Origin of the sequence: Leptolyngbya sp. GB1-A1, from assembly GCF_039962475.1 — a bacterium.
Taxonomy (GTDB): Bacteria; Cyanobacteriota; Cyanobacteriia; order Elainellales; family Elainellaceae; genus Leptolyngbya_A.
In genome coordinates, this window is record NZ_JAMPLI010000071.1 from 1 (window position 1) to 16,799 (window position 16,799).

The following is a 16,799-nucleotide window of genomic DNA, read 5'->3' on the forward strand; positions in this document are numbered from 1 at the left end:
AGAGAAAGCTTAGCACTGAGGAGCGCGCTGTGCTGGTGCAAGACTTCATCGATCAACTGCAAACTCTCCGATCGGCAAAGGCGATCGAAAAATTGTGCCGCGATGAAATCGAACTGCTAGAAGCTGGGTATGGGGCTGGCACGAACAGCACGACGAACTATCTTTCTGCCTATCGTAAGGCGATTGCCCAGGCAGCTGAGCAGGGAAAATTGCCGATGACGGACGAGACTTCTTACCGGTTCAACGGACACAAACAACGGACGGGTGAGCCGATTCAGTTGCTCAATCATCTTGCCTACGATTTGATGCGCTATGATAACGCGATCTATGTGGCGAACCGCAAACAGACCCACGTTGGCAACAACCAGAGACAGGACACCCCCCAGCCGTTCAACCCCGATCGCTATCTCCAAAAAGCAGCTGAACTGCTGCAATCAGAAGAACCTGAAACGCTGGCAGTGGGCATCGCTGCGGTGACGGGACGCAGGCATACAGAGGTTGTGGTGTCGGGCAAGTTCAGCACGACCCAGCACTCTTACGTTTTGATGTTTGACGGGCAACTCAAGAAGGCTGACCCTGTAGAGTATGCCATTTTGACTCTGCTTCCGGCTGCTCAGGTGAAGGAGGCGATCGACCGCTTTCGGGCCATGCTTCCAGTTGAAGCGCTGGCAGGACTCAAGAGCGAGGATCAGGAGGTGGCTGCGTTCAGAGCGAGGGTGAACACGCGGGTGCGTCGCTCCTTCCAGGACACTCAAATTCTGCCGCTGCTGCCGGGATTCCAAAGCGTGTCGATCCATCGACTCCGGGCGGCTTATGCCAGGGTCGCGATCCACTACTGGCTTCCGGGTCAGGGGGTGAATGAGCAGCGATGGTTGCAGTTCTACTTAGGGCACGTCGCTGCCGCTGATATGCGCGATGCTGCCAACAGTAGTTCAACTGCTCACTATTTCGGCTATCGCTTGGTGGATGACCAGGGTAAGCCAATTACGGTGACGGGGATCAAGTTGATGGCGAATCCCCTACCCAGTCCGACCCCACAACAGCTAGACACTCAGCAGCAAGCGAACGACCGCTTCGCGCAGTCGCCAGAGGCGGATCGCCTGGATTCTAGCACCCCAGTACTTGACCCCACTCCCGATGAGGAAGAAGCAATGTCCCCAACTCAGCACGAGGTTGAGACGATCGCGACCCATTTGCAAACTTTGATTGACCAGGAACCGGAGCCGCGATCGACGACAGCACCGCTGCCCGAATTCGCACCGGCGGCGACTGAGCAGCCGAGCAAGCCTAAGCGCAACCGACCCCGCTATCGCGACTTGCGCGTGAATGTGGTCGATTTGACGGCTGCTGCTGATCGCCTGGGGATCGATGCACCCGTCCGAGCGGGCTATCAATCTCTACTCGAACAAGTGCTGCAAGCTGCCGCTCAGCCTACACCGGCTCCGGCTGCACCGAACCCGAGTGAACTGCTTGCTCCGCTGCTGGAAGAACTGGCTGCTATCAAACAGCAAATGAATGCTGGACAAGCGGGAACGGAGGTTGAGCAATTGCGCCAGCAGACTGAACAGCAACAGCAGGAAATCGATCGCCTCCGCGCCGAACTCCAGCAAGCGAACGATAGGCTCCAGACCATTGCTGCGACGGCTCAAGAATGGGCAGGCATCCAGTCTACTCCCACGCCTGCCTCCCAAGCAGCATCGCCTCAGCAGCAACAATCGGTGAGCCAGCTACCCGCACAACCACCTGCACAACCGCCTGCACCGACTCAACGCCCGGCTCCAGGTAGACCACCGGCAGGGAAGCTATCGCCATCCGATCGTGTCCCACTGGCGATCTCTGCTCTGATGCATCACAACCTCAACACCCACCCCAACGATCGCTGGTATTTATCGGGTAATATCATCGCTACCGCCGCTGGGGCAAATCCCGCCTTAGTCGTCACTCCCTGGCTGCAAAGCCACGCTAACGCGGTCAGCCAGATTGACCAGCACAACACATCGATCGGGCTTAATGCCAGGAGTAATGGCAAAGAGAAGGATCGCTCCCAGTTGAAAACCATTTATCAGCAGTTCACTGAGGGTAAGGCGATCGAAGAACTGCACTCGATCGCACGGCAATTTGAGTAACACGCGGAAACGGTCAAATAATGTGTTAATTTCTTGCCTGAATTTTCGGACGCTTAATCTGTTAAATCTGCTAATTCCACTGCATCGCCTTGAAAGCTATATACAGCAATACTTCTAGCGATCGGACATGTGGAAGTCTAATTTGTTAACGAGGCTAAAAAGCGCGTTAAGTGACAATGGGACTCGCATTGAGGGCAGATCTGCAATCGGTCGGGCGACCGTCCTCGCTCTGCAACTTAATCACCCGACCATTGTGGTTGCCCGACGACGCTGGGTTGCAGCCGGTTGGCATCCCCCTGCCCCTTAGCGACCCCCTGTCCATTTTCTCCCAAAGTCTCTGGGGCGATCGTTTCACGCTACCGCAAGCTTGCGGGTCGGCTTGCCGCTCTTGCTCGCGCCGTAGCGCGTCGCGGTCGCTCCACATCAACCTGACAGCCCCGCTCAGATTGCTCAACCACCCCAGCAGCAACCTGAGCGTAAGCCCAAAGCCTCCACCAAAATGTCGCCCGAAGAACGCATTGCTCTAGCGGTGCAAGCCTTGATGCACCATAACCAACAATGCACCCACCCCAATGACCGTTGGTTTATCTCTGGAAACACGATCGCTCAAATGTCCGGAACAAACCCCGCGACTAAAGTCAAACCCTGGCTCGATGACCACCCCGATGTCGCACACGCGATCGATCAACACAACGATGACATGCAAACCACTAACCCCCACCATAATCGAGGCAAGGAAAAAGAGGAATTGAAAGCGATCTACCAATCGTTCGAGCAAGGAGTAGCGGCTTTGAACCTTTATCTCTAATGAATTTTGTAAGGTTAGACTGAAAACCTTACAAACCCTCAATCCCTGAACGACCATAAAAAGCGCGTTAAGCGACATCCATCCCAGCACTTAACCGGTTACCGCACTGACTTCGCTGACACCAGGTTTTTGCGCTATTAAACGCTGAAGTGCCTGTACCAGCGTCTCTACCCCATCCCATAGCATCACTTTCCAGCGCAGCGCATCAGGGTCCCGCCGATTCCGTTCCTCGCGTTCCTCCCAGCTCAGTCGATGATGTTCTCGCTGGTGACGACTTTGCATCCCAACTGCACCCGGCTCATCTCGTTTCGTCTCTGACGGAAGAAGCTGGATTTCTATCTCATGCCCCGCTAGCTGCTGCCGCCACTCCCGCCGTAATTGCGTCGCTGCTATATCTCGCCAGACGATCGCCTGCGGGCTAATGTTCGGCTCTGATAATCGCTCGATTACCGACCGCACAAACGCTGAGCATATCCGGATCGTTTGCGGGTCTGCTCGATACTGCCGCTGCACCACGCTCACTCGTTTGCCGCTTTTTCCCTGCGTCTGCGGCGATAAACATCGCCCTTTCACTTCGCACTTCTGACAAATCGTCCCACTTAAGCTGAACTGATACCGACGATCCCCGTTCTCTTCTTGCCGGCTTGAACTCTGACTCATCTCATACCCCGCTGGACACACTACCCTCTCAGCATCGATCACTTGAAAGTCTTCACTCCCATACCGTTTCAATTCACCCGCCTCCCCAACCCGTTCCGTCTTCATTTCGAACGGTCCATACCGCTCCCACGCTTTCGCTACCATCGGCGTAGGCGGTGTTTTCCCGGCAGGCACTTTCACCGGGCAGTGTTGCTCCCGCAATAACCATAACGACAAGGGCAGCATTTCCTCACTCTCTAGCCGCTCCACTTCCGGTAACGCTTTCACCTCGGACCACAACGTCTGTCGCACCGGCGGGCTTTCTGCCTGTTGCCATCCCATCCACACCCGCCAGTTCCACACCCATTGACTCAAGATCTGCCAAAATTCCTGCCCGCTCCCACTCCAACTGCACCAGCGATCCGTTTCCTGCTCTTCATCTTCCTCTTTCAGCCGCCGCTCAAACCCACCCCGTCCAAAGTACAGGCTCAGCACGTCGCCGCTCTGCAAGCTCGATGCCGATTGCGACGTGATAAACAGTTCATACACTTGCCCTTTGTATCGTTTCCCGATCCGCCCATTGTGCTGCGCTTCTGGAGTCCGGACGACAATTAATCGAAACGGGCTGCTGTACCCGCGTCCTGCGTCTTCGATGTATCCGATGTCCTTCCGTTGCTCCAACTCCCGCCCCTCAACCGCTTCCCATCCCTCTGTCTCCTGCATTCGGGCAACCACCACCGGATGCTTCAATAACGAATAATCCCGACTCCGCATCAGGTAGCCAATCCCGTTCTGCTGCACTTGACTCACCAGCTTCGGGCTGCCATACAATCCGTCTAACCGCACGATGCCATGACTCACTCGCAAGCTCTGCGTCTCCAGGTAGCCCTGCATCCGCGCAAGCGACCGTCCCAGGTCTCCCGCTACATCTCCGTTCCCCGCACTCCCATAGCTCCCGATCCATTCGCTCGTATGCGCCACCGCTACAGTCGTTCGCGTTCGCACCGCTTCTCCCCGTTTCCGTCCCCGATACCCTGGATTGCTCACCTCAGCACTTCGTCGTCGCGCTCTAGGATAGCGGTCGCTCTCGCTCACATACCGCTGCCTCACCGCTTTCACCGTCCCGTCTACATCGAACATTAAGTACCGGTTCCCCATCCGATCCGTCATCCACATCCCCGCTCGTACTCGGATGCCCTTCTGCCCCATCTCTTCCTCAAATAATCCTCGCAGCGCTTCTACCGATCGATCGTCCACATCCCTCAAAAATCGGCTTAAACTCGATGCCACCGGACACCGTTCTCGCTCCCACAGCCCCATCAGCAGCTCGCTCACCGGCTCTCTGACTTTGAAATATTCCTTTAAGCTCGCTTCTCCGCTGATCGCATAACTATTCAATAGCAGCACATAATCCTTCACTTCGTACTGCCCCATCCGCCCGCGATTCACTTTCACCCGCGATCCCAACCGATCCACTAAACCACTCTCGCTCCAGTACTTCCCATACAACACTGCCTCCCCTAACCACTCCGGTATCCGCTTCTCCCCGCTCCCCTCCACCCCGATCTCTACACTCCCCATTTCCCGCTCGCCCTTTTTCTCCCTTCACCTGATTATCTCATCCCAAAATCCCCTCTACGCCTACTCCCTATCCCTTTTTTCTCGAAGGCGTTGCGCATTTCGTGGGGAAGCGGTGACACGCCATGAAGCGGTTATGCACCTGTTCATCCCGTCGCACCACGGCATCTAGGCGATCCGTTCCCACCAGCACGACCGCAATGCCCAACAGATCAAAGATGTCCCGAATCTCAGAAAAGGTTTTGGGGCGAAACCGATGCGCTTCATCCAGAATGATCATCTCCACCTGACACGAGCGCAGCAATCGGTACACCCGCTCGCGCAAATCAGAAATTGTGCCGTTGGTAATACGATATTTCAAATGCTCTAAAAGTCCCACGAACAGTTCTCGCTGCCCCGTCTCTGTGGTCGCGTGCCAGTAGATCACAGGTACGATTGGGGCATCTCCACTCGCAGTTTGGCTCGCATATTTCAGCCGATACGCCTCACAGGCTATAGTTTTCCCTGTGCGTGAGTCCCCAATCACCCGACAAGCCTGCCAACACTGCCGCTTATCATCTAACCAGGCGTGGAACTGCTGTACCGTCGCTAATTCCACAAAACATTGCCGCTGGAGCCGGGCAATCTCCTCTTGCGCCCCTGGCTCGATCGGTCGCACAGGTAACGTGATCTGTTCTCGACCCTCTAAAGTCATAGCAACCCTGCTCCTCGTTTCAGCTCTTCATAGTCCACCACCCGCACATACGGCACGGGTTTCTTCGGCTTCTCTATCCCAACTTCTGGCTCCGGCTGGACAACAGGTTCGGTTACGGTCGCACTCACCTGAACCGCCAAGACATCAATTGCAGCATCAATCACCGCAACGTCTGGGGTTGCAGAAGGGTTCCCACTTTGTTTCTGCTGCTTCTGGAGCTTCTTGATGCGAGTCTCGCGATCCCGCACTTCCTCCAGCATCGATCGGTTGCTAATCGCTCTGCCTGCTTCGCGTTTCCGTTCACTAATTGCCTGTGCTTCTGCATACGACAAGGTTTCCGTCTCCCAGCTTTGAGCATGGGCGCGAGTCAGAAACTCTTCTTTTGCCCCCTTCACCTGATAGACCAAGACCGTCGTGATGTCGCGCGGGTCATATCGCAGAATCACGGTTTCTCCTGCATATGCCGCTAAATGCTCGCCCTGATACGTCAGATTCGCAAACTGAACATAACCACTGCGATACACTTTGCGCTGGTCGCGTCGCATCAGGCACAAATCTAGCTCTCGATCACCGAGCAAGGGGAGTTGAGCAATGCGTCCCGCTTCCCATCGTCCAATCCGCGTTTGATCCCCCATCCGAGCATCAACTGCCGGGTTGTAGTGATCCACGATGTAACGCACCAGCATTTGCTCTAGCTGCATCAGCGTCAAACAGGCTTCGCTTTCGGCAACGGGCGATCGTTCAGTCACGTTACTGTTCACATAGCCAGGGAGAGTCGAGAAAAACTGCGTGTTAAACGTGCCAAAGGGTCGCTCCACAATCCCGCCATCTGAAGGCTTGCGCCGCAGACACAGCACAATTCCTAGTTCCGTTGCGACCTGCTCTAGATGCTGCGAGCGAAAGTCTTTGCCCCCATCGGTGTACAAATACTGCGGCAATCCATACGTCCCCCAGTTCCCTTGCAATTCGTAGGCGGAACTATATTGCTTGGGCATAATGGCGTGGCGTAAGGCTAAACATACGACGGCGGAACTCGGCGCATCAAAGCCGAGATGAATGCCCATAATGCACCGTGAATAGGTGTCTACCACGATCGTTAACCACGGTCGCCCCAATACCACTCCGCTTTGATCGACGACCAACACATCAGCGCGGGTGTGATCCACCTGCCACACTTGATTTGACCACTCGATCGCGATCGCTAATCCTTCCCGCGTATGCAGCGTCAATCGATCCTGTCGCCAACCCAGCGATCGGCTTGCCCGCTACGCGAGCGCCGTAGCGCGATGCGATCGCTTCTGCTGAACTTTCTCAATATGTGGACGCAAAATGCGATAAACGGTTGTGCGTCCAGGGTAGTCCTTCACCCCAAGCGTTTGGGCACGCCCCTGTACTTGAACGACAACCCGTGCCGGACTCATTTGCCGACTCCCACGATTGCCATCCTTATACGTTTTCACGATGAAATCCTGCCACTCCTGGCTAGCTTTGATGCTGCCCTGATCTGATCGCGGTTGACGTGACAACCCAGCAACGCCTAACTCCTGCCACGCTTTCATCAGTCGTCGCAGGCTCCGCACACTAATCCCTAAACTGCGGGCAGCTTGCCGCTGCACTTGCGTATATGTTTTCGTCCCGCGTGCTGCTAATAGCTGCTGAATTATACGCATTCGCTGTTGCACATAATCCGGCAGTTCGCTGCTGCCATCGACGATCAACCACGAATCGTCTGTATCCGTTTCAGGCAACCGCAGAGCAAGCTGCGTTGCAGGAGCAGCGGCAGGGGAGACTGAAATCAGTTCGGTTGCAGGGTCCATCGCGCAACCTCGATCGAAAGAATGTCACTGATTATAGGGGGAGCGCGGTCAATTAGCGTGGAACGGTTTCATTGAGTCCAGATTCTCAACCCCGCTCAACATCTCGATCTAATCCGTTACAACCCAAGCAAATTCCCAAAGGCGCGGTCAAATACCGTGGAATCTTAAACCCTCAATCTGCGGTCAATTAGCGCGGGACGACCCAAAAAAGGCGTGTTACATAACTCAAATCCCCTCCCAGTCAGCATTCCACCCTCGATCGATCAAGGTCAAAGAGCGGCGGATCACGGTCAGTTATCGCCGTACGCGACACCATCGCTTGGCAATATTGTTCATTGCTAAATACATTAACTTGAATACCGACTCTTCATCGGGGAACACCGCTTTGGTCTTAATCACCTTACGCAATGAGCGATTCAGCGACTCGATTGCATTGGTCGTATAAATGACTCTGCGAATATCCATCGGGTAGTCAAAGAGGGGGATGATATGATCCCAGTCCGAATCCAGATCTGGCTAATCGCTGGGTAAAGGTGGTCCCACTGGGCAGCAAAGGTATCGAGGGCAGCCTCTGCCTCCACAAGGGTAGCCGCTTGATAAATCGGTTTCAGGTCAGCCGCAACGGCTTTGCTGTCCTTCTAGGGAACGTAGCGCAGGCAATTACGAATCAGATGCACGATACACAGTTGAACCTGAGTTTTGGGATAGAGTGCCTCGATGGCTTGGGGAAACCCCACTAACCCATCACAGCAGGCAAGTAGAATGTCCTTCAACCCTCGATTTTTCAAGTCTGTCAACACTTTCAGCTAAAACTTCGCTCCTTCTGCTTCTGCTTCTCCAATCCACAACCCCAATAGTTCCTTGTTGCCCTCATGGTTGACGCCCAAAACCACGTACACCGCTCGTTTGCTCATGCGCCCGGAGACCTTGGTGTTGACGTACAGGGCGTCTAAGTAAAAGATGGGGTAAACCTCGTCTAAAGGACGCACCTGCCAGGCTTTCACCTCGTCGCTGACGCTATCGGTCACCTCGCTAATTAGGGCGGGTGAGATGTTCACCCCATAGAGTTCTTCCAGCTGGGCACTGATATCTCGGGTGCTCAATCCCCGTGCATACAACACCAGGATCTTCTCATCGAGTCCGGCTAATGCGGCGTTGGTGTTTGGGCACCAGCACGGGTTCAAACTCGCCCTTGCGGGTGCGGGGGATCGCAGGTTCCATCTCACCGTGGTCTGACTGAACGGTCTTCTTCGAGTAGCCATTACAGCTATTTCCTCAAGGTGTGATCTCTGAAGCGGGATCGTCAAGCTCGTGGGTCTCCAACTTGAGGTGGTGGTTCAACTCCCCTGCTAAGGCTCGTTCAATCAGTCATTTGCTCAGTTGTTTGAGTAAACCGGATTCGCCCAGGATATCCTCGGGGGGCTGGCAATCTGCCAACAGGTCATCGAGCAATTCATCAACGTGGTTGGTCTCTTTCTTCTTCCATGCCATGATGCGGTCTCCTGAATTACTGGGATTTTAGACCGCTTACACAAAATTCAGAACAGTCTCGAGACGATCGCTCCCTCTCAGTAAAGGAAGTAGCCATTCCATGATCGCCTCAATTGCCTTTTTGCTTCCAGTTTTGGAAAGGTATCCCAATTCCAGGCGATGGAATTCCTAGAACTTATCGATTGGGGCGCCGTCATTATCGATGTTTAGCTCTTCACGGCGCAGCGTTTCATCAGCAGTCAAAGTGTCACGATTGACTTCCTTGCGAACCGTAACTTCCTCACGCAACACAATTTCTTTGCGGATATCCGGTGTTTCTTCGTAGACTTCCATTCGCACTGTATCTTCCCGGAAAGCATCGCTCATATTATCTGTGACAATCCGACCTGAAGTCTTGCGTTTAATGACAACGCGCTCTTTCTCAATGGGGACTGCAACGTGCGTAGTTTCGATTTCAACCGTTTTGCCGATCGCCACTTCACCTGTTTTCTGACGATGCTTGTTGGCAATCAGGCGTTCCTGATACAGCTTCAGCGTTTGGTGATCGCGCTCGTTCATGCCATACAAATTAGAATCGCGCTCATAGGTGTAGGTATCGCGCTCGTAAGTTTTGTCAGCGGCTGTAGATATACTCGTTGCAGTCGAGGTAGTTGCGGTATTGCTTGACGGACGATAAACACCCCGCACTTCTTCCTCGTAGTCGTAGTCGATTTCTTCCAGGTTACTGAACTTAGGCAAAGCTTCAACCTGATCACGGGTTAGATTGAGCGCATAGACGCGCTGATTCGGGGAATCAAAGGTTGTCAGACCCACAGGTAGCAGAACTTTTTTGCCGAAAATCCAGAAGCCTGTATCAACGACAAAATAGCGGAATTCTCCTGTTTGATCGTCTACCAGAATGTTATGCATGGAACCTACTTTTTCATCACCTTGAGCATAGACTTCATAGGATTTAATATCATCCAGGCTAGGGTTTATTTTATTAGAAGAAAAGTCTGGATGCTCAGGGTAGAAATCCTCAAGTTTCATCAAAGACATCTTGCACAATCTCCTTAAATTTGTTGTACACCGTATTCATTTCTTACATTAAGCATTTTCTCGTTCAAATCACCTTGCTATAGAATACTTCTACAGATTATGGGGATCGATAAATGTTTGATTGGTTCTATCGGTTCTTACATAGCCTGTTCCCGCTGTAGGAGCTATGTTAGGGTAGCTAAGGGAAGCTAGTGCTCCGATCGTAATTGGCGAAAAGGGAACAAGCGGTATGGCTGAGTTTCCTAGTGGAGCAATCGTTGTGTTCAATGGATGAGAGCCGTAGGTTTTCCTCAGGTTTTCTTCGTAGGCGTCATCAATTCTCAGTGATTCATCAAAGCGAGGCAGATTATCTGCTTGCTCTTTTGTCAGTCCTTTGGTGTAAACTCGCTGTTTACCGAAGTTGAACTGAGCACGCTCAATAGGCAGCAAGACTTCCTTACCAAAAATCCAGAAGCCAATATCAATAATCAGATAACGAAACTCACCGTTGTCTTCATCCACCAATATATCCTTGACCTTGCCAATCTCCTCATTGGTCAAGTCAGAATACAAGCTGTAGCGGGTGATATCTCTACTACCCAGGATCTGAGCATATCGCGGGTCAAAATCTTTGATCTTTACGAGAGCCACTATGTACCTCCTTAGGCATAGTCTTGTGTATGTGTATGGTTCTAAGTTTTGGTAAATTCTTTTCCGGTTAATCCTGCTGTTAAACCTAAAATAAGGAATCAGGAAAGATATCCAGGATTCTGTTTCAATTTAGACCGAATTTTGGATAGCTGTTTTTCTCGACATGAGGAGACTCACTACAATTAATTCGACTAATTGTTCAATACTGATGACAGTTTATTACATCTAGGTTGAGAAGTAGAAGAGAAAACGGAAGAAAATCGGTTAGCATTTCAGCTCTGCTTCAGTTCCTCTCTAAAAATTCCCTGAATTGTATGCAGCAAAAGAACTACCCGGTAGTATGCATTCATTGAGCAATTCGTGATGAGTACTGAAGGAAAGACCGATTGCAAACAAGTTTAATACTGATGACTGGGATGGATACGAGCGAGTATTGCCGCCAGAGAGCGCACATTCTATTGGTAAAGATAAAACACAGTGATTAGAGCGGACGAATGAAACGTTACGGCATGAGAAGAATTCCATTCAGCTTGGTGCTTTTATTTCTTGCGATCGCATAAACGATGCGGCTTTTAGTAAACCTTTAAAGCTTAGTGCCCGGCTGAGAAAAGCTCCCGACCAGAGGTCATGATCGGGAGTCTAGTTCTATGCGGATGTAAGGGGATGCTGCCCCTATCGTCAGCCTGAGCATTATTGTATTAACCGACGGAGGAGAACTTAAAAATAAATCGGGGGGAAATCGGGGAGAAACTGAGACATACGGATGCATCCTGCAGAGCCAAAACTGGTAGGGTCAGCCGTGTTGCCTCACTCTCTAGTGCAAACTGCGTCATGAAACAATCTTTGGAGTAGTTGCTCAACCGATATGTTGGATGGCGACGTTTGCGTCACGAAAAACTTGCAGCACAACTGAGCGATCGATACATTCAAAGATCAGTCTGCTGAAGAGGGGTGTCTGCTCAAACTAGAGTAAGGCACAATATTGTTACAATAAGAGCAAATTATGACACGCTAGGTTTCACTTCAGGTTTTCAAAACGGGATGGTATCGCTTTTGGCAGGATAGCCACCGCTTACCGAGTCAAGCCTGGCAGCGATGGGCTGGCATTCTAGCTCTAGGCTTAGGGATTTGCGCTGCGATGACCTTTGCCATGACCCTTTATGTTAAAGGACACATCGACCAGGGATTGTAGGCGTGGGATGCTCGAATGCTGCCAATTCTGGCTGAACATATCCCGATGAGCTTTTCCCGTGCCATTACCTGGGAATCGCCTGGCAATTTACTGGGGATGTTACCTGTTGTAACAGTGTTTGTGGGAATTATGGTGGCGCGATCGCAACCCCTGCTTGCTGTCACAATGGTCGCCGCTTACGGATCGCAGTTTGCCCTGGTGTGGATCGGCTGGGGATACTGGAACCGCGATCGTCCCTCCTTGATTGCGAATGGAGTTGCTGCATCGGGGCTGCACTCCTTCCCATCGGGGCATGCCGTAGTGGTGGTTACAGTCTACGGATTGCTGGCTTATCTTGGGGGGCGAGCTTCCCGCAGTTGGGTCGAAAAGCTGGTCATTGCCCTACTGTCCCTGCTGTGGATTAGCTTGATTGCTGCTTCCCGGCTGGTACTGGGTGTTCACTGGATCACGGATGTTATCGCTAGCGTTATTATAGGCGTTTTATGGTTAGCAATAGTGATTATTGCCCTGACTCGCGCTAAGGCGATCGTCCCAAACTGACACTTAAAGCAGGAGTATTCTAGGGGCACTGTTGTAAGTAGCTAGCGATAGTTCAAGCATTGCCTTTGCTCCTAATTCAAAGCAGTGTTGCTGAATCGAAATATGAAGAACCTAATTGAGCTCCTGCATTGCCCCCTAAATCCTCAATGCTGGGGGACTTTGAGGATTAGTTCCCCCCAAAGTTGGGGGCTAGGGGGCAAATCATACTCGAATTCAGCAACGCTTCCAATCTAAAGATAACGCTGTTGGTTTATCAAATAATTATCTTCAGGACACAGAACGATTACGGGTTTTCAGGAAGTAGACGAACCCCAATGCTTGAGTGCCAGCACCAAGAATAATGAGGGAACCTGTGAGAGGAAAACGATGGGATACTGGAGTAAACGAAGCAGCCGAAAGCGATCGCACTAAGCTGACTGACAAAGGATCTTGACCGATTGTTGCAGCATAGGCAGCACTGAGGTAAGGGCGATAGTGGGGCTGATCCGCTACATAGGTTTGCAGAAAAGCGGTGCTTAAAGCGGAGACATAGCGACGGGCAGATGCCGGGTCAGATCCCCAAAGCGGGACAACTTCTGAATTGGCTGCGGGTGCAATGCTCGAAAAGTGAGTGCCTTCGTGAATAAGTGCTAGATATTTATGGGAAGTTGTTAACCAGGTAAAAGGTTTGATCTGTTCAGATAAAACAGGAGCTATCCTATCTGCACTGCCCGCTATCATAAGCACCGGGATTTTGATCTGGCTGAGGCTGGCTTGTCCAAAAATTTGGCTGCCAACTGGGCTGATTGCGATCGCTGCTTTTACTCTTGAATCAGCAAGATCAGTTGGATCAGCACGATCAGTGATGAGTTGGGGCAAAGTCTGCGCCTCACACTGAAGCATTAGCGACAAATTGAAGGAGTCTTGCCAGTCTAAGCAGTAGGTCCCATGCTGCTCAAAGCGAGGGGTTGCACCTGCCAGCGCAAGCGTTGTATAGCCGCCAAACGACTGCCCGATAACGCCTACCTGCTGTAAATTCAATCGCCCCTGCAACCGCTGCTTAGGCTGACTTAGACGCTCTAGTTCATCTAATACATAGCTTACGTCCAGGGGACGATCGATAAATTCACGAGCGGGAGTTAAGGCCTCTGTCTCTCCAGTTAACCATGCCCGAATCTGTTGCCAATTGCTGCCGCGATGCTCTGGAATGGCGGTCACAAAACCATAAGAGGCTAGATGTTGAGCCAGGTAAGCCAAGCTGTTTCGATCCGTCCCATAGCCATGGGAAATCACAATGATGGGACGAGGAGTTTGAGCCAGAGGCAGATACAAGTCAACTGGGATAGTCCGATTGCGGGTGCGATCGGTCAGGGTCAAGGTTTGATGTTCCCAAGTGAAACTTCCCTGATATTGCAAATCTAGAGATGGGAGAGGTGAGGGAAGAGGGTTTGTAGCAGCTTCTAGCTTTGCTTTTTGATCCACTTGAGCAATTGCCTGACTTGTTTGATTCATCAGGGTTTGCCATGCCGCGATCAGTTTTAGACTACGAGCTAAATCAATTTCAACCGAATCACCTGGAAACTGACGCAGTACATTTAAGAGCGTTAACCCACCTGGTTCAGTGCTGGCGCGAATTAATGCCGATCGCAGTGTGGAAATACTTAATTGAGGTTCATTCGATTGAATCAGACCCGCTAAATCACGGACAAACTGCTCACCAATCGCTGTATGGAGGAACTGTCTAAATTTATCAGAATCGAGGGGAACACGAGCTGTTAGAATTTGCCGTAGCTGCATTAACTGATCAGGCTTCGAAAAATGGGCAAAAGCCATGAAAGCACCATTTGGCTTGCCTGTCGCTGCGTAAGATTCGAGAGCGCCGATCGAAATAGACTGCTGGAAGACTCCGTAAGAGAGAGAAATATGCTCTGCTCCGAAAACTGGACGAACTGCAAATGTAGGCAAACTTCCAACAAAAAGCCCTAACCCCAGTCGCCAGAGGGATAACTTTTTTCTAAAGGTTTTCATCTCCTTACACTGATACCATTTCCATTCCACATTTGAAATACAGCCTTTTTTAAGCGGATGAAGTACAGAGAAGTGAGGTGCAGGGGTCTTGTTCCTGTTTAGGTTTGCCACAGGGGAAAGATGCCCTACACCCCTTGTTCTATGCAGCGTTATAAAGGAATTGGTATGAGTCTCAAATGCATTGCACAATACTCATCAATTTCTGCTCTACTTGAATAGAAATCTGTCCGGCACTCCTGAAGGAGTGATGAGATAAATTTTTCTCGCCACAAGCCTTCTTGAAGGAATTCTTTGAGAAGGGTAGACAGTGCTAGACAGATGCTAATTCAAAATATTAATCTTCCTCCTCAATCTCCCTCTCTTCGCCTACCCCTCCTTCCACTTCTCCAATGCCTTCTTCTCCAACTTCCCGCTCATAACCAGCTTCACAAGCAACGGCACCCATCGTAACTACTCCTGCAACCAGCCAGGGAGCAATTTTTTGCATCAAGTTACGCTTCATCGTTTTTCTCCTTTTTATTTTGTGTCTCTTGCTGTTCTTACTCTGGCAATGGATAGACTTCACGAACAATCAACACAGGTCGCTGTTCGTATTCTGCTACCACGTCTCCTGGTAGTCCTAAATCGACACCCAGGTTCAAGTTTCGCTCAAGGTCCGCTGCGATGAAGGGACGAAGTTCACCCACTGCAACAACGCTTGCGCCTTCTTCCGAGGAACGTTGTGGACTGGTATTAATGACCAGCACATCTCCGCTTTCAAACAAGTCCGGATCATTTAAGCTAAAGGCATAAGGGCTATAAATGTCATCAATATTGCCCTCAACTGCGATTGCTCGGCCATAAAACTTTTCTGGCTCATCCGTGACATCATCGGGGTCGGGAGCATAAGCCAATGATTGAGCGAATACTGCGGGTTCATACTCATACTCCGCATAAATTTCAGGATCAAGCGCGATTCCTAATTCCCGCTCAACTTCCGCCCGAATGAAAGGACGCACAACTCCCGTTACTTGAATCTCAACATCGTCTTCCTCTGGCAGGGCGATCGGTGCACCAGAGTAGTTGAACACTAACAGTTCATCATCATCAAAGTCCAGACCAAAAAGGTTAATGCCATCTGTGTCGTCCAGAAGAAAGGACTGCAGATCGCCCGTTTCCTCGGGTTCGCTGCGAACTGTCACTAAACGACCCGTGTAAGCGGCTGGGTTATCAACAATATCGTCGATTGTCGCGTTCTGGCTATTTAGATATTGATGGGTAGAAGTTTGAGCAACGGCTCTCTCCGTAATGGAAAGAGCGGGAAGAACAGCAAGGAATGCAGCCGCGATCGCTTCTATCCGAATTTTTTTACGAGAAATAGCTTGCCAAAAATCTGAAAGTCGATTCATCATCGTTTACTCCTTTCTGCTGTTTAACAGAACATTGGCTACAGCATCTTCATCCTTTTCTAAGCCGTTGTTCTTGATGATTACTCCAATAGCTAGGTTGATGTGATGACCAGGTTCCATGGAATAGAAAATGGATTTAGAAGTGTGGAAATAACTCGTCTGCTCTAAATTACAGTCTCAAAGTTCACTTCCTAAAAATAATTGAACCTACCTAGAAACGAATTGCTATTGGCTATGATTTGAAGATAAAGTTCAATTGTGAAGAAACAGTGGAAAAACTAGCAGCAAGCCTGAATACAATCCTTAAGAGATAGTAGCTGCTTTGTAAGACGTCCTTTTATTAACAGAAAAGCTAAATAATTGAAGACTCAAAATCTCTAATACTGAAGGATTAATGAGGCGTGAAGGACCGAGCTATATTGATAGGAGTTTTCATGCATACATTAGCCTTGATTAGGAGCCGAGAGTAGCCCAGCTTTCAATTCTTCATCCTTTAAAACTGCCTCGATGTCGCGACCAATTCAGCTAAAATTGAAATCCTAAAAGATTCCAATAAAGTAAAACGAGAACAAAAATGGCGGCAGCCAAGGTAATTAAGGAATAGTGCCATCGTTTCAGCCCAGACCAGTATTTATCTTTCCAGCTTAATGCGGTAACCAACGGCAATCCAATTGAGAGCAGGGTTGCGATCAGGGGGAGGTATAAAATCGCAACAATGACTGGCGGCACACCATATACTAGACTTCATCGGAAATAAGATAGAGTTTGACGCACGACCTGACAAGAGTGAGGCAGCGAGGAACCATGCTCAACTATGCTCAAGTTCAAAATAAACCGCGTGTCCTACAAAG

13 protein-coding genes and 1 pseudogene are annotated in these 16,799 nt (G+C 50.7%); 3 read left to right on the forward strand and 11 right to left on the reverse strand.

The window, feature by feature from the left end:
* Window positions 1–2,126: protelomerase family protein (locus NDI45_RS28385; protein WP_348249764.1), on the forward strand; the 2,126-nt coding region annotated here is incomplete at its 5' end.
* Between the two features lie 499 nt (window positions 2,127–2,625).
* The gene (locus NDI45_RS28390) at window positions 2,626–2,934 is read left to right on the forward strand and encodes a hypothetical protein (RefSeq protein ID WP_348249765.1); all 309 of its coding nucleotides are present in this window, start codon (window positions 2,626–2,628) and stop codon (window positions 2,932–2,934) included.
* A gap of 90 nt (window positions 2,935–3,024) precedes the next feature.
* Here NDI45_RS28390 and NDI45_RS28395 read toward each other — a convergent pair whose 3' ends face one another.
* The 7 genes and pseudogenes from NDI45_RS28395 to NDI45_RS28425 all read right to left on the reverse strand — a co-directional run bounded on the left by NDI45_RS28395 (window position 3,025) and on the right by NDI45_RS28425 (window position 10,821).
* Window positions 3,025–5,154 carry a hypothetical protein gene (locus NDI45_RS28395; protein ID WP_348249766.1) on the reverse strand — a complete coding sequence of 710 codons (2,130 nt, stop codon included), beginning with the start codon at window positions 5,152–5,154 and terminating at the stop codon, window positions 3,025–3,027.
* 67 nt (window positions 5,155–5,221) lie between these two features.
* A complete protein-coding gene (locus NDI45_RS28400; RefSeq protein WP_348249767.1) occupies window positions 5,222–5,845 on the reverse strand; it encodes a TniB family NTP-binding protein in 624 nt (207 codons plus the stop codon).
* Window positions 5,842–7,074, reverse strand: a complete 1,233-nt coding sequence (locus NDI45_RS28405; RefSeq protein WP_348249768.1) for a transposase family protein — start codon at window positions 7,072–7,074, stop codon at window positions 5,842–5,844. The genes NDI45_RS28400 and NDI45_RS28405 overlap by 4 nt, the downstream gene beginning before the upstream one ends.
* Before the next feature lie 36 nt (window positions 7,075–7,110).
* Window positions 7,111–7,662 (reverse strand): helix-turn-helix domain-containing protein, encoded by a 552-nt coding sequence (locus NDI45_RS28410; RefSeq protein WP_348249769.1) that lies wholly within the window; start codon window positions 7,660–7,662, stop codon window positions 7,111–7,113.
* Window positions 7,663–7,974: 312 nt separating this feature from the next.
* Window positions 7,975–9,153, reverse strand: a pseudogene (locus tag NDI45_RS28415) (IS256 family transposase); the annotation flags it as partial.
* Between the two features lie 168 nt (window positions 9,154–9,321).
* Window positions 9,322–10,191 carry a DUF2382 domain-containing protein gene (locus NDI45_RS28420; RefSeq protein ID WP_348249770.1) on the reverse strand — a complete coding sequence of 290 codons (870 nt, stop codon included), beginning with the start codon at window positions 10,189–10,191 and terminating at the stop codon, window positions 9,322–9,324.
* A 90-nt stretch (window positions 10,192–10,281) separates the two neighbouring features.
* A complete protein-coding gene (locus NDI45_RS28425; protein ID WP_348249771.1) occupies window positions 10,282–10,821 on the reverse strand; it encodes a PRC-barrel domain-containing protein in 540 nt (179 codons plus the stop codon).
* A gap of 1,207 nt (window positions 10,822–12,028) precedes the next feature.
* Here NDI45_RS28425 and NDI45_RS28430 point away from each other — a divergent pair.
* Window positions 12,029–12,553: a phosphatase PAP2 family protein gene (locus tag NDI45_RS28430; protein ID WP_348249772.1), complete on the forward strand. Its 525-nt coding sequence runs from the start codon at window positions 12,029–12,031 to the stop codon at window positions 12,551–12,553.
* 267 nt (window positions 12,554–12,820) lie between these two features.
* Here NDI45_RS28430 and NDI45_RS28435 read toward each other — a convergent pair whose 3' ends face one another.
* From NDI45_RS28435 to NDI45_RS28450, 4 genes are all read right to left on the reverse strand, one after another.
* Window positions 12,821–14,560 (reverse strand): alpha/beta hydrolase, encoded by a 1,740-nt coding sequence (locus NDI45_RS28435; RefSeq protein WP_348249773.1) that lies wholly within the window; start codon window positions 14,558–14,560, stop codon window positions 12,821–12,823.
* A gap of 334 nt (window positions 14,561–14,894) precedes the next feature.
* Window positions 14,895–15,062 carry a hypothetical protein gene (locus tag NDI45_RS28440; protein ID WP_348249774.1) on the reverse strand — a complete coding sequence of 56 codons (168 nt, stop codon included), beginning with the start codon at window positions 15,060–15,062 and terminating at the stop codon, window positions 14,895–14,897.
* Between the two features lie 37 nt (window positions 15,063–15,099).
* Window positions 15,100–15,951: a hypothetical protein gene (locus NDI45_RS28445; RefSeq protein WP_348249775.1), complete on the reverse strand. Its 852-nt coding sequence runs from the start codon at window positions 15,949–15,951 to the stop codon at window positions 15,100–15,102.
* Between the two features lie 522 nt (window positions 15,952–16,473).
* On the reverse strand, window positions 16,474–16,677 hold the full coding sequence (locus NDI45_RS28450) for a hypothetical protein (RefSeq protein WP_348249776.1): 204 nt from the start codon (window positions 16,675–16,677) through the stop codon (window positions 16,474–16,476).
* Window positions 16,678–16,799: the final 122 nt, after the last annotated feature.